At 45.1% G+C, this 12,972-nt stretch carries 16 protein-coding genes; 6 read left to right on the top strand and 10 right to left on the bottom strand.

From position 1 onward, the window contains the following. Window position 1 precedes the first annotated feature (1 nt). The 9 genes from L3N51_RS03570 to L3N51_RS03530 all read right to left on the bottom strand — a co-directional run bounded on the left by L3N51_RS03570 (window position 2) and on the right by L3N51_RS03530 (window position 6,200). Window positions 2-316 (bottom strand): hypothetical protein, encoded by a 315-nt coding sequence (locus tag L3N51_RS03570; RefSeq protein WP_238025523.1) that lies wholly within the window; start codon window positions 314-316, stop codon window positions 2-4. Beyond that, window positions 295-807, bottom strand: a complete 513-nt coding sequence (locus tag L3N51_RS03565; RefSeq protein ID WP_238025522.1) for a hypothetical protein — start codon at window positions 805-807, stop codon at window positions 295-297. Before L3N51_RS03565 ends, L3N51_RS03570 begins: the two co-directional genes overlap by 22 nt. Window positions 808-989: 182 nt before the next feature. After that, window positions 990-1,901, bottom strand: a complete 912-nt coding sequence (locus tag L3N51_RS03560; protein ID WP_238025520.1) for a DUF1152 domain-containing protein — start codon at window positions 1,899-1,901, stop codon at window positions 990-992. A 181-nt stretch (window positions 1,902-2,082) separates the two neighbouring features. After that, on the bottom strand, window positions 2,083-2,916 hold the full coding sequence (locus L3N51_RS03555) for a hypothetical protein (protein WP_238025519.1): 834 nt from the start codon (window positions 2,914-2,916) through the stop codon (window positions 2,083-2,085). 161 nt (window positions 2,917-3,077) lie between these two features. Next, window positions 3,078-4,151, bottom strand: a complete 1,074-nt coding sequence (locus L3N51_RS03550) for a TGS domain-containing protein (RefSeq protein ID WP_238025518.1) — start codon at window positions 4,149-4,151, stop codon at window positions 3,078-3,080. 1 nt (window position 4,152) lies between these two features. Next, complete coding sequence (gene rnhB / locus L3N51_RS03545) at window positions 4,153-4,779, bottom strand: ribonuclease HII (RefSeq protein WP_238025517.1); 627 nt, start codon at window positions 4,777-4,779, stop codon at window positions 4,153-4,155. Further along, complete coding sequence (locus L3N51_RS03540; RefSeq protein ID WP_238025516.1) at window positions 4,776-5,450, bottom strand: 60S ribosomal export protein NMD3; 675 nt, start codon at window positions 5,448-5,450, stop codon at window positions 4,776-4,778. Before L3N51_RS03540 ends, rnhB begins: the two co-directional genes overlap by 4 nt. Window positions 5,451-5,476: 26 nt before the next feature. Beyond that, the gene (locus L3N51_RS03535) at window positions 5,477-5,773 is read right to left on the bottom strand and encodes a DUF424 domain-containing protein (protein ID WP_238025515.1); all 297 of its coding nucleotides are present in this window, start codon (window positions 5,771-5,773) and stop codon (window positions 5,477-5,479) included. 4 nt (window positions 5,774-5,777) lie between these two features. Continuing rightward, the gene (locus L3N51_RS03530; protein ID WP_238025514.1) at window positions 5,778-6,200 is read right to left on the bottom strand and encodes a translation initiation factor IF-2 subunit beta; all 423 of its coding nucleotides are present in this window, start codon (window positions 6,198-6,200) and stop codon (window positions 5,778-5,780) included. Between the two features lie 55 nt (window positions 6,201-6,255). Between L3N51_RS03530 and L3N51_RS03525 the strand changes: the two genes are divergently transcribed. From L3N51_RS03525 to L3N51_RS03505, 5 genes are all read left to right on the top strand, one after another. Next, window positions 6,256-7,512, top strand: a complete 1,257-nt coding sequence (locus L3N51_RS03525; protein ID WP_238025512.1) for a tRNA (N(6)-L-threonylcarbamoyladenosine(37)-C(2))-methylthiotransferase — start codon at window positions 6,256-6,258, stop codon at window positions 7,510-7,512. A 33-nt stretch (window positions 7,513-7,545) separates the two neighbouring features. Next, window positions 7,546-8,733, top strand: coding sequence for a thiolase family protein (locus tag L3N51_RS03520; protein ID WP_238025506.1), 1,188 nt, complete (start codon window positions 7,546-7,548; stop codon window positions 8,731-8,733). Between the two features lie 109 nt (window positions 8,734-8,842). Next, window positions 8,843-9,169 (top strand): translation initiation factor aIF-1A, encoded by a 327-nt coding sequence (locus L3N51_RS03515; protein WP_238025504.1) that lies wholly within the window; start codon window positions 8,843-8,845, stop codon window positions 9,167-9,169. After that, window positions 9,166-9,921: a serine protein kinase RIO gene (locus L3N51_RS03510; protein WP_238025501.1), complete on the top strand. Its 756-nt coding sequence runs from the start codon at window positions 9,166-9,168 to the stop codon at window positions 9,919-9,921. The genes L3N51_RS03515 and L3N51_RS03510 overlap by 4 nt, the downstream gene beginning before the upstream one ends. Then, window positions 9,921-10,457, top strand: coding sequence for a KH domain-containing protein (locus L3N51_RS03505; RefSeq protein WP_238025499.1), 537 nt, complete (start codon window positions 9,921-9,923; stop codon window positions 10,455-10,457). The genes L3N51_RS03510 and L3N51_RS03505 overlap by 1 nt, the downstream gene beginning before the upstream one ends. Before the next feature lie 5 nt (window positions 10,458-10,462). Here the strand turns inward: L3N51_RS03505 and L3N51_RS03500 are convergent, their stop codons facing one another. Continuing rightward, a complete protein-coding gene (locus L3N51_RS03500; protein ID WP_238025497.1) occupies window positions 10,463-10,984 on the bottom strand; it encodes a hypothetical protein in 522 nt (173 codons plus the stop codon). A gap of 137 nt (window positions 10,985-11,121) precedes the next feature. Here L3N51_RS03500 and L3N51_RS03495 point away from each other — a divergent pair, with 137 nt between their 5' ends. Further along, window positions 11,122-12,966 (top strand): type II secretion system F family protein, encoded by a 1,845-nt coding sequence (locus L3N51_RS03495; RefSeq protein ID WP_238025495.1) that lies wholly within the window; start codon window positions 11,122-11,124, stop codon window positions 12,964-12,966. Window positions 12,967-12,972: the final 6 nt, after the last annotated feature.

The following is a 12,972-nucleotide window of genomic DNA, read 5'->3' as shown; positions in this document are numbered from 1 at the left end:
GCTAAAGTATAGCCTTTATCTCTCTTTTTATTTCTTCTTCTAAGAGCAATTTTATCTCAGAATGATGCATTCTTGTCAGGTGAAGAAACATGCCCCTCTTGGTGAATGGCCCCTTGTTACATAACCTGCAGTATAACAGGGTGGATTCCTGATTAACAAGCCAGAAACTCACCCTTGCCACAACCCTTTTCCCCATTTCCCGGGACGAGAAACCAACAGCCCTAATATACTCCTCCTCTTTAACTGTTATCTGTGATGCATACTTAGCTGTGACCTCTACAAGTTTTTCGGCAGTTATTGAGATTCCGCTATCCATAACCTATCACGTACTGAAGATATTCCCACAGCCAAGGTAAACAAGGTTACGGTTCTCTTCATTTTCTCCACTATGTTTGAGTTCTCCAGAAACCTTCCGAAGTCATTCATTTCCAAGCCAAGGGCTCTAAACACTCTCTCTATTCTCACCTCAACCTCAGCGAAGTTAAAGGGAACATCGCCTTTATCTAGAGATTTTTTTGCCAAAGTAATCATCTCCAAGGTCTCTCCCAGTTCCTGTTCTGATATCTCCTCAAATACGTCCAAAATGGATTTGGTCAGTTTTCCTCCTAGATATTCTGCCATTCCCGGTATGTAATCCAGGGGAACAACACTCATTATCCAATTATCAACATATTTTCTCACTGTTTCTAAACTTTCCAGGGTCAACTCGTTCATGTTCTTTAGCGCGGAAGCGGACGCAATTACATGAGCCGCCGCCTCCCCCGCACCCTCTATGGAGGTGGGGAAGGGGAATAAACCACTATCCACATCTATGCTCACTCCTATTCACTGTATGACCAATTCAGGAAGTCTTGGTTTAAACTTCCCCTCCCAATAATACATGCGGGGGAATGGTATTAACACCACAAAAATCCTACCTACTCATTGATGATTGGAAAGATCGATGACGGGCTAATAGATTATAAGCTTTTACTTTCTATGAGAGAGGGCTACTCGTCCTTAGACTGTCTCTCCCTGTCCAGTTCTGTGATTAAACCCAGTTGATGAAGTGCCTCATTGGCCTCTTCGAGAGACGAGGAATTTCTTACAGCTTCGTAAAGCTTAGAGATGGATGCGACAACCCTTGGTCTGAAAGTAAACATTACTGAGGTAAGCGGACTTACGAACACCCTTCTCTTACCGTTTCTGATGGAAACCTCTCCATATAACCCCCTGAATGCCTTTAGGGGTAGAGCTGAGGCCTCAGTGATCGTCACCTCCAATACCCTTTCCACTAATGACGCAGTACTCTCGTCATATCCAAGTATTTCCACCAACCCGTTCAGCGAAGCTATCTTGCTAATCCTCTGTAAAAGATATTCGGCTTCCAGTTCCCCATCTGCCCCCAGACCAATAACCGATAACTGGGTCTTCAGGTAACTTTCCTCCAACTTGGTTAGAGATGCTAGGGCTATAGAATCAGCTAGAGGACTTAGAAGATTGCTTTCTGTACCCTCTGCAAGAATATCACCTCCTGCATCAACGCCAATTACTTGATCTATTCCAAGCTCACTTGCTATTTCTGTGAGATCGTCGTATAGGCCAATGGCGCCTCCGGATATGCAGAACGAAACAACATTAACTCCCAATATCCTAGCAACCCTAGCAGCTTGCGGTATTACTCTTTTTCCCTCCCTGATTGCGTACGAGTTTGGTCCTAGGACTGCCACTCTCTCGTTTATTGCCTCTACCTCTCTCAGGTCATTTGTACAGATGGGACCTGGAACTGGATCCTCAACCCTTCTCTCCCATAGAATCGCCCCTAGGACAACCTTCTCACCATTTTTCCTCAATCTCTCGAAAGGAAGAAGCGCAGATACTATATCTCCACCTCCTCCAGCCCCCAGAACCAGTGAACCCATTTATGAGACAGATAGATGTTCCTATCTAAAGGGTTATCTTTAGAAGAAAATAAGGGAAGAGAAAATATGTTAGATGTCTTCAGGTTAGATAGTTATCTTTCACTAGTTCGCCATGTTCTAAAGTGGCTCCATAAGTAAGTAAAGCGTAGTGAAAAGCCACGTTAAATCCGGTCATACTTCTCTACTCTTTCCCATGCATCTCAATGGCTTTTGAAATCTGTTCGCTTGTAGTATCCAATACTCTCTCCAAGTCAATTTCATACGCAACTGCCACCGCATTGCCCGACTCTAAAATTAGATTCGCAAGAACGTCATTTCCTGTGATTATTTGGTTTCCTCTAATCATTTTCATTAAGCTGGGGCGTTTGTTCAGAACCTGAATGCTCGCTCTGATATTTTTGCCCTTAATTACAATAAACCCTGAATTTACGCTCTCAATTAATTGCCTGATCTTCGTTGCCACTTCAGCAATATCACCCTCAATTCGCATGACCTCGTTAGCAAAGATTCCTTGTTCCTGAACCATCTGCTGTTCCTTGCTGAGATATAATCTCAGATATGGAATAATGTGATCCTGAATTATGTGCTGAGCTAATTCAAAGGGACTTTTCCCTATTAGCTTGTCAAGGGCTGAGGTCCTGTAGCTGACCTCTAGACCTATCCTTAGCTTGGAACCGTTTGCGCTTTCTTCCACGTAAAAGTGAGCCTTCCATTCAAATTTATTGTCGTCCGACTTTCCAGAATAGAATATTGATCCCCCTTCCAATTCTGGCCCCTTCATGTATCCAAGAACCGTATGCAGTTTTGTGTCTGGTGTGCCGAAGACGTAGAGAACCCTGTAGTCATTGCCAGGTTCAGAGAGTTTACCGGGCGCTACATACTCTGCTGATTTCTTGTCTAAGATCTGAAGAATGTTAACATGCCCCATCACTCCCGAGAAAAGGAATGGGTCCATTAGTCCAGATCTTACTACTGACCTTGGTATTCTAAGTTCAATCTCGTAGGTCTCTAACATATCTATCAGAGGCAGATTGAAAACGGTGGTTTCAAAGTTTTGTAAAGTGCTGTCTAAGAAAAGCTTAAATACACGCCTGTTATTTTTTGTTCATATAAATAATGGCAGACTAGAAAACAATACAGTTAAAATAGTGATGAACATAAATATAAGCTCATTTGTCACTTTACATGGATTTCCACGATATCCTTATCCTCTAGGACGTGATCCTCGCCCACTCTCTGTCCAGGAAACCTGGCAGATTTACCCCATACTTTGGCGTACTTGAAGTTTTCAGAGAGCTGGCTGTGAAGTTTCTGGGCAACATCCAGGACTGTGGATCCTCTCTTCATGAACATTGGATCCTTTGTGGGTTCCTCCATGGGCTCCTTGGTGTAGATTCTTATCACATCAAGGCTGAGGTACAGCTCTCTTCTTAGACTATCTAAGTCAGTCACGTTCACAACCGGTATTCCCTGAACTTGAAATGGCTTAACTGAGGCAACCACCGCAGGCTTAAAGGTGATGGCCTCGAAGAGTGATTTCTCCACATCGTCCAGAGTAACCTCCCCCACAATCTTCACCACAGCTGACTTAATACCGAACTCCCTGAGGTAGTTCTTAACCTGATCCTCTGTGGTTCCTGTCAATTTTCCCATCATAACTATCCTTAGTCCCTCCTTGGTGCTCCTGAATCGCTCTATTATCACTTTCCCCTTGGGTTTTCCTAGTAGGATGTTATTGTTCTCCAGAAACTCCCTCATTCTTGTGAATTCCTCTTGGTCCTCCACCACGAAAAGGATTGAGTCTGCATTTCTGGCCAATCCAAGGAGTTTGCTCACTATGAGCCTCGAATCCAGAATAATTTGGGGAGGATTGACCAACTGAATGGGTGCATCCTCGTAGAAGGTCATAGCAGGAACTGGGTAATCCTTGGGGTCCTGTTTTACGTTGGTGAGCCTGCGCACAAGCGGATTCTTCAGTTCTTCCTTACCCAGCACCAGAACCTGCCCCGCTCCTTCCTTCTCCACGAAAAAGGAAAGACCCCCACCCTTGGATTTCCTCTTCTGTTTCTCCGTCTCCTCTCTCAGCTCTGACAGTCTTCTTTTTGCCCAGTAGACTAGATTTTCAGTTCCCTTGTGTTTGGGTACGCTACTCAGGAAATCCTGAATTGCCTTTATCTTTTCCTCAGGGGTCTTGGCGTCCATCACTCTTAGCCATTTAGTCTTAGCCTCAGCGGGAAGGTTAGTGACCACTTCAGCTCACCTTATCAACGTAGAACTCCGGTGCGTATTTTAGTAATAATTTCCATGATCTCCTTATAATATTTGGTGGTTCGTCTCCCCTGGAAACTAGGTTCAGCAACCACTGAACGGTTTTCCTGTCCGAGGGATATCCACTTCCAAAGTCCCCAAAGTCCTTCTTTAACGAGTCTATTATCCTGTCCCTTATCACCTTAGCCACAATACTTGCCGAGCTGGCCTCAACAAACAGCTCGTCAGCCTTGTGAACAACATTTGGGCTAAATCCATGTTTCTTAATTGTCTGTATGACCTCAGTCTCCCTTCCAACCTTATCCACAGTCACAACTTCAGGGTTAACCCAGGATAACGCATCTATGATCTCTATTACCTTGCTGTAGGTCAACCTGTTCAGATTTTTAGCATCAATTTCCTCAGGAAGGGCCTTTGCAATGGCTACCCCCTCGCTCTCAGAAACTATCAACTCAAATAGTCTCTCCCTTTCCTTCCTGGTGAGCTTCTTGCTATCCTTTACACCGCGCTTCTTCAACCGTTCCAATGCCACCTCGCTCAGGGCCACTCCCGCTACCACCATGGGTCCAATTAGGCATCCTCTCCCTGCTTCGTCTATCCCTATCCTCATAACCTCAAGGAGATTACTAGTTTTGCGTCCCTTTTACCTCTTTTTATCCTCTCCCTTTGGTAACTCTCCTTCATCTCAACCTTAACCTCGCTTACGAACTTCGCCACAAGCCTCTTGGCCACAGTTCTGCTAATGAAATAATAATCCACTCCTTCTTTCAATTCAACTATATCCGAAAGGTTCTCCGCGTCCTCTCTTGAAAAGAAGGACTCGAAGAATCTTTTCTCATCCAGCGCCAGGTTACCCTCCTTGGATCTAAGCTGTATTATTGCCTCGTAGTATTTCCCTCGTCTTTTTACGCAAGAGTCGCATAGGGTACTTTCCACCTTAACCATCACGTCCTTGGTTTCGTCGAATCTTTCTCCCTCAACCGAACCTGAAATCCTCAATGGAAAGTGATTGTTACCATGAACATCACTCCACATTTGCCCCACATCCACGTGATACTCTCCTACATGATCGTCCAGCTCTATGGCCGAGACTATCTCCTCCTCCAAGGAAGATGATATATCTCCACGGGGTGGAGTCCACTTTCCCTTAATCTTCCTGGAACCGCAAATCCTGCATACTGTAATTGACATGCTTCTAGGCACTCTAGCTATCTCCCTTGTTTTCACATAACATGAGGGACAGAGTCTATCTATGAGCTTTACGTCCTCTCTTCCGCACATTACACAGAATTTTCCTCCCATTTCCATCACAGATTATAGATCTGTGCGAACTTCACCCCTGATACGGTTAATACGGCGTTCTCATGGACAAGTCCCCTTCTTATTGCCTCCCCAATTACCTTCTCTCCTATCATGCTCACCACTGTAGCCTCATCCACTAGGTTTAGGGCATAGTTAATGTCCACCTCGTCTCCCCCGTAGAATTCATCGTTTACGTTTAGAACTGCCCTATCCTCCCTGAATTCTTTTCCAAGGTACTCCTTTTCACATATGTTCACAAAGACGTGTCCTTCTCCCCTTATGACCTTGAGAATTACCCTCATTATCTCACAGAGGCTTAACTGGGTTTTTGGCACCGCATGCCAGGCACTGAATATACCATATTTTCTTCTCCTTTACTAGGACGGTATCAAGGCTTTTACATGTGGAGCACTGGACGTAGGTCTTCAGGAACCTGTCCATGAAGGTGTTCACTATGGCGTTGGAGAACTTACCTTGGATCATCAGCTGTCCATTCTCGGATATGGAGCCAGCCGCAGCAAGCTCCTTCAGCAGGTATCTCATGCATATCTTGTCCTCCCTCCTTATTCTGTCACAGTACTCGCTGAAGTTTCTGATAATGGTGGTATTACCCACGTTAATAATAGTGAGGGTAGGAAGAGTTTGCGTCTCCGCTGCCAAGTCCTTTTTGGGCAGCTTAGTGTAGAGCCTGTCCAGAAGCACGTTGTAGAGCTTATCCCTCTCTGACATGAAACTCGATTAACTCTATATAATCACGCGGTTAAATTTGTGACTAGTACAAGCTATGAGAATTTACTTTGAGACATATGGATGTGCCCTAAACAAGGGCGATACGTACTCAATGATGACTTTGCTAAAGAACAGAAAACATGAAATAGTGAATAGCGAGGAGGAGGCCGATGTTCTAGTCATAAACACCTGTGCAGTGAGAATGGAAACGGAGGAGAAGATGAAGAAGAGAATATCAGAACTTTCTAGGGCAGGGAAGAAATTGGTTGTGGCAGGCTGTTTAGCTGGTGCGGAGCCTGGTTTGGTCACCTCTCTTGCACCTCAATCGTCATTGATTGGGCCTCAATCCATAGGGGATATTGTCAAGGCTGTTGAATCCAAGGAAAGGATAGTGAGCCTTTATGGCGAGGCTCCCTCCGTATTACCTGGACTCTTCGAGGGGCTCATCTCCGTGATCCCCATTGCCGACGGATGCGCTGGTAGTTGTAACTTCTGTATCACCAAGTTGGCCAGAAGGGAGCTGAGAAGTTATCCTCCCAGAATGATCGTGGAAGCTGTGAGGAAAGCAGTGGAAAGGGGGGCCAAGGAGGTTGAATTAACGGGTCAGGATACAGCCGCCTATGGTCTAGACCTTGGGGGAGAAATGGGACTTGCAGAGCTGGTCAAGGAGGTGTCTTCCCTGGAGGGGGATTTCATGGTGAGGATAGGTATGATGACCCCTGAACTGGCCATGAGACAACTTGAGCGCCTGTTGGATGCCTGGGACAATTCCAAGGTGTACAAGTTCTTTCACCTACCCGTGCAGAGCGGTAACGATCACGTACTGAGGGTTATGAACAGGAAGTACACGGTGGATGAGTATAGGGAAATCGTTAAGGAGATAAGGAAAAGGTTTCCCCTAGTTAACATTACCACGGACATAATAGTAGGTCACCCCGGAGAGGATGAGGCCGCGTTCGAGGATACATTGCGTCTCATGAAGGAATTAAGGTTCGAAAGGATACATATAGCCATGTACTCGCTCAGACCTAACACCAGGAGTGCCATGATGATCCAGGTTCCTGGTGCAGTTAAGAAGGAGAGGCTGAAGAGGGCTGTATCACTTTACGAGGAACTTTCGAGGGAAATTCACAGGGAATACGTTGGGAGAAGAATGAAGGTTATAGCTCTGGAAAACGGAAAGGGAGACACACAGATAGGCAGGACGCTCAACTACATTCCCGTCATACTCAGGGGAGCGGAGCTAGGTAAATGGTACGAGGTTGAGATTACGGATTCATCATTCTTTGACCTAAGGGGCACAATTGTTTAAAAAGTTTAAATTCTTCTATACCAACGTGATACCATGGTAGATGTTTACATAGCTTCTGCGGTGAGAACTCCTATTGGACGTTTTGGAGGGTCCCTGAAGTCAGTGAAACCTCAGATGTTAGGGGCTGTTGCCATAAAGGAAGCGCTGAGAAGGGCAAACGTTGATCCCTCTCGTGTCGATATCACTATCATGGGTAACGTATTGAGGGCAGGTCACGGCCAGGATTTAGCTAGGCAGGCTGCGCTTTTAGCGGGAATACCGTGGGAAGTTGATGGTTATTGTGTGGACATGGTATGTTCCTCCGGTATGATGGGGGTTACCAACGCAGCTCAAATGATCAAGGGAGGTGATGCCGATGTGGTGGTTGCGGGCGGGATGGAATCCATGAGCCAATCCATGCTGGCAGTTAATTCAGAAGTAAGATGGGGTGTAAAGTTCTTATCTGGAAAAAGTTTAAATTTCATTGACACGATGTTAGTGGACGGACTTACAGACCCCTTCAACCTCAAACTCATGGGACAGGAAGCGGATATGGTTGCTAGAGAAAGGGATATCTCCAGGAGGGAACTGGACGAGGTTGCTTATGAGAGTCATAGAAGGGCCCATCAGGCATGGGAGAAGGGACTATTCAAATCGGAAGTTGTTCCGGTGAACCTAGACGAGGGTAAACTAGAGAGGGATGAGGGCATCAGACCGGACACAACCATTGAGAAACTAAGTTCGCTTAAGCCCGCGTTCTCTGAAAACGGGTATCACACTGCAGGTAACTCATCTCAGATTTCGGACGGAGCTGTTGCCATGGTCCTAATGAGCGAGAAGGCAGTGAAGGAGTTTGGGGTAGATCCAGTGGCGAGAATTCTAGGTTACTCCTGGGTGGGCATAGAGAGTTGGCGTTTCACAGAGGCACCCCTTCACTCCGTGAAGAAGCTGTTGACAAGGCTCAACATGGGTATTACTCAGTTCGATTACTTTGAGAATAATGAGGCCTTCGCTGTGAACAATGTTCTTTTCCACAGGTACCTCGGAGTGCCCTACGAGCAATTGAACGTGTTCGGAGGAGCAATAGCGTTGGGTCATCCAATAGGGGCCAGCGGTGCTAGGATCATGGTGACCCTGCTCAATGTGCTGAGCAAAATGAATGGAAAAAGGGGAATCGCAAGTATCTGTCACGGCGTGGGAGGGTCAACAGCTATAGGTTTGGAGTTGCTTCGGCCACTCTAATCTTTGAACCGGTGATTTAACATTTTTAGTCTCTAGCTTTCATGAAGACGTAAAATAAGCTAAGTTTTTAATATTCCGCCATCTTGTTAAGGCAATGGTGTTTCAGTAGTTGCCCAAGAAAGATAGGACAGATCAAGCACCTTCAAAGGAGGTTCCGAAACCCGAAGAAGGCGAGGTTATTTGCGTTGTTAAGAAGATGCTGGGGGCCGAACATATAATTGTTGCCTGTTTAGATGGTAAGGAGAGGACAGCCAGAATACCAGGTAGGATGAGGAAAAAGACTTGGATAAAAGAGGGTGATGTGGTCCTCGCCGCACCTTGGGATTTTCAGCCCAATAAGGCAGACATAGTTTACAGGTACATGAATGATGAAATAAGGAAGTTAATTGAGGAAAAAGTAATTAGCAGGGACGTGATTGATCAACTTAGAGGTTGAATAGAATAGTTAGGAGAGAGGAGAAAAGAGAAAAGGACGAAGATGTCTTCAAGACAGTTGATTCCACGTTAGACTCCTCCACTTCATTGGCGGTAATTCAGGTAATGAGGAAACTGAGCATAGAGTCTATTCTGGGTGCTATTGCCTCAGGAAAGGAGGCCAAGGTCTACCCTGCCAAGACTAGGGATGGCAACTATATCGCCTTGAAGATCTACTATACCTCAACTGCCTCCCATAAGCGCGCCATAAGGAAATATGTTTCCCTAGATGGAAGGTCAGATGTGAGGTTCTCTAGCACTAAGGAAATGATATACGGCTGGGCAAGAAAGGAGTTCGGTAACCTTTCGAAGATGTTTGAGGCCGGAGTGAGGGTACCTAGGCCTCTCCTAGTGAACAAAAATGTACTAGCAATGGAGTTCATTGGAGAGGGGATAACGAAGGCTCCACTTCTGGTGGACTTGGAAGAGATTACGCAGGACTTTTATGATGAAATAGTCAGGCAAATTGAAGTAATGGTGACCAAGGCACAGCTTGTTCATGGCGACCTCAGCGAATTTAATGTAATGGTGAAGGATGATCTACCCTACATTATAGACGTAGGTCAGGCAGTTCCAGTATGGGCAGAAAATTCACTGGTCCTTCTGGAAAGGGATATAAATAATATTAATAGATTTTTCCAGAGCAAGGGAGTAGACGTGATACCTGTGGAAGAATTATTAAACAGGCTGGAGTTATCTAGTAAGGAGAAGTAATGTTTGTGAGTGTGCCGGACGAGAGGCTAGACCTGGTTAAATCTCTCCTTCTGGATCTTTCTAGGATGGGCGGGGTCGAGATACTTTACGACGATAAGGTGAAAAACTTCGTTGTGGATCCCAAGAACCAGAATCCTTACCAAGCTCTCAAGGTAGTTTCCGTGATAAGGGCAATTGGTCTTGGGGTTCCAGTGTCTGATGCCCTCAAGTTGATGGGAGAGGAGGTCATGATGGATGTCATTGACCTGAAAGAGATTGCCAACAGCAGGGATAATATGACGAGGGTCAAGGGCAGAATAATAGGAGAAGGCGGAAAGACAAAGAAGATAATCCAGGAGTATACCGGTGTAAGTGTTGTAATTTCAGGTCATTACGTGACTCTGCTGGGCAATTATGAACAAATACCCATAGCCAAAAAGGCGTTGGAGTTACTGGTGAGGGGAAGGGAACATTCCACAGTTTATAAATATCTGGATAGGGCAGAGCAACAACTGATCAGATATAGATCATCCTATAAGGGAAGACCTCTCCTGTGAATGTGTCATTGAATAGAAAGTGTCTCAATGTCTTCGTGAAGCGTGGAGACAATAACCCTGTCGTAGGATTGTATAACTTTTCTATTTCTTTCATCCTCTAAGAACTTTTTTAATTCCTCGGTTCTTTTATTGAGGGCTAGTCTAAAGAAGTTTAGAAGTATTTTCTTGGGTTCGCTTAATATATCCTCGGTAACCAAGAGGCTTGGTCTGGGTGTCATCAGGAGGGTAAGATGCGTCCCAGTTAGCCTAGCTATCATGGCCAACTTATACGCGCTATACTCCTTTGTGGGAGACCTTTTGCTGGCTTTCACTTCCACGAAATATTTATTCCCATCTCTCTCTGCCTCTATATCGTGAGTTGGAAGATCAACGGAACGAATATTCACGAAATTCATCGACTCAAGAACTAGCCTAGCCCTGTACTCCATGGCGAAACCCATTATGATTCCCTTTGCCCTATTCACTGCATACTCAAGCTCGTCATCTGTGAAACCATATTGATCCTTCAGGAGTTGAAGGGCATCCACAACCCTCTTTCTACACAATTGAATAAAAATATTTCCTAAGTTCTTCTAATCCCAACGCAAAGGGGGACTAAGCCGGCGAAGTACTTGGAACCTTGTCTTCCTCTACATTTTTAAACTTAGGTCGAAATAATTGAATAATGGCATTTAAGGGGCTACGAAGGAACGGGGGTAACAAGAAGGAATTCAAATCCTCGCTTGGGATAATGGGCAATTTCTATGAACTGGGAATAGTTAAGTCTATTTCCAGGAGTATAGAGAAAAAATTGCTTCTGGCGGGCCTAAGTACAGATCCGCAACTATTCGCCGCTCAAATGTTCTTCTATCTGATGGTCTCTTCGGTGTTCTCTGCAATTCTTGCATTCTTAGGGGTCTATATACTCGTAAAGTTCTACTTAGCGTTCAGGGTGGCCAAGTTTGCTGTTGCGGGTCTTATGTTCATCATATTTGCGGTGATAATACCGCCAGTCACATATCTTCTGTTGAATGTGAACATATCCCAAAGCATCGAGAATAGAAGAATTGGGATAGATGCTGAAACCGCAGCCTTCTCCGCTGTTTTTACGATCTTCCTCAGATCAGGTCTTAGCCCCAGGATACTTTTCGATAGAATTTCTAGAACCATAGCCTTCAATTATATAAACCAAGTAATTCTCTATGTTTCTAAAAGAATAAATTTCCTAGGGGAAAACGTGGAGGATGCCCTGCTTCACGCAATAAGGATATCGCCATCCAAAATACTTAATGATTTCTTAGTTAGCTACGTAGCGGCAGTTAGAAGTGGAGCGCCAGTCCTTGACGCAGTTTCCGCAAAGGCTAAGGATATCCTTAAACAGCTGGAACTAGCTGCTGCCATGGCTGCAGATAGACTTTCAGGTGTAGGTGAAACATATGTGATCTGGTTAGCCTCGGGTTACATTACGTTCTTCCTTATACTATTACTGCAGGCTCTCTTTCCAAGTATAGTAGGAAGTTCCATACCCCTTAACGCCTTTGGGGCTATCCTCATTCTCATCTTACCCCTAGTCGACGGAGTCTTCATATTGATGGCGGAGCAATCCCAACTCAGGTTTCCAGAGAGGAAAATTTCGTCCTACAAGACATTCTATATCTCCTTGGGTGTAGGTCTTCTCGTGATGTTTGTGCTTTTGGGCATTACCAAACAGCTGATCCCATTCCTCACTCTGACCGGTAACACCAACAATGTGACTCCAGTAACCATCATAATGATGATCAGTTTTCTCATAGCGGTTATTCCTCCAGCCATTGTGACATCTAGGGAGTTGAAAAAGGGGACAGGTTATGATCCATACGTAGTTAACTTACTTAGGGCTATCTCAGAGGGCATAAGAGCAGGGCTTTCTCCCGAGACCATAATAAAGAACATAAAGGATAGCCAAGAGATGGGCAAATTATCGTTTATATTGAAGAGAATTTACGCTTACATCTCTCTGGGTTACCCATTAAGAGATGCCTTCCTAAAGGGAGCAGAGGAGATAGTTGACTTCACCTCAAGGATTTCTCTGGTATCCATGGCCGATATGATTGATATTGGAAGCCTCACTCCAGACAGTATAGAAAGCCTTGCTGAACAGGTGGAGACACAGATTAAGATAAAAAGGGAGTACGAAAGCAAGGTGAAGATTCTTCTCTATACTCCGTATATAGGGGTGGTTATCTCCATCATAGCGGTGAACTTGCTATCAGCAGCCATACTAGGACTAATAACGGGTAACACATATGCATTCTCCTCAGGTGCCCTTGGTGAGGCTAGGGTTCTTCTGCCTCAGGCTGTTTACATCACGGCTATTGCCTCCATGGTGAACGCATTCTTCGCTGGGTTGTTAGTGGGAAAGCTGGGCAGGGGCAAGGTGGCCACAGGATTTATTCATGCAGCCATAATGGTTGTGATAACTGCTATATTAATGATAATAATAGTACATGTTCACTTTACCTTCGGCCCCACAGCACCTCCGTCAGGATGATTTTTA

This window comes from Metallosphaera javensis (ex Hofmann et al. 2022) (assembly GCF_022064045.1).
GTDB classification, from domain to species: Archaea; Thermoproteota; Thermoprotei_A; order Sulfolobales; family Sulfolobaceae; genus Metallosphaera; species Metallosphaera javensis.
This window is presented reverse-complemented; position numbering and strand designations above follow the sequence as displayed.

Bases quoted from the DNA above. Each gene is read 5' to 3' on its own strand.
- L3N51_RS03570 (WP_238025523.1), bottom strand. From the start codon at position 316: ATGGATAGCGGAATCTCAATAACTGCCGAAAAACTTGTAGAGGTCACA.
- L3N51_RS03560 (WP_238025520.1), bottom strand. From the start codon at position 1,901: ATGGGTTCACTGGTTCTGGGGGCTGGAGGAGGTGGAGATATAGTATCT.
- L3N51_RS03555 (WP_238025519.1), bottom strand. From the start codon at position 2,916: ATGTTAGAGACCTACGAGATTGAACTTAGAATACCAAGGTCAGTAGTA.
- rnhB (WP_238025517.1), bottom strand. From the start codon at position 4,779: ATGAGGATAGGGATAGACGAAGCAGGGAGAGGATGCCTAATTGGACCC.
- L3N51_RS03540 (WP_238025516.1), bottom strand. From the start codon at position 5,450: ATGTGCGGAAGAGAGGACGTAAAGCTCATAGATAGACTCTGTCCCTCA.
- L3N51_RS03535 (WP_238025515.1), bottom strand. From the start codon at position 5,773: ATGAGGGTAATTCTCAAGGTCATAAGGGGAGAAGGACACGTCTTTGTG.
- L3N51_RS03530 (WP_238025514.1), bottom strand. From the start codon at position 6,200: ATGTCAGAGAGGGATAAGCTCTACAACGTGCTTCTGGACAGGCTCTAC.
- L3N51_RS03525 (WP_238025512.1), top strand. From the start codon at position 6,256: ATGAGAATTTACTTTGAGACATATGGATGTGCCCTAAACAAGGGCGAT.
- L3N51_RS03520 (WP_238025506.1), top strand. From the start codon at position 7,546: ATGGTAGATGTTTACATAGCTTCTGCGGTGAGAACTCCTATTGGACGT.
- L3N51_RS03505 (WP_238025499.1), top strand. From the start codon at position 9,921: ATGTTTGTGAGTGTGCCGGACGAGAGGCTAGACCTGGTTAAATCTCTC.
- L3N51_RS03495 (WP_238025495.1), top strand. From the start codon at position 11,122: ATGGCATTTAAGGGGCTACGAAGGAACGGGGGTAACAAGAAGGAATTC.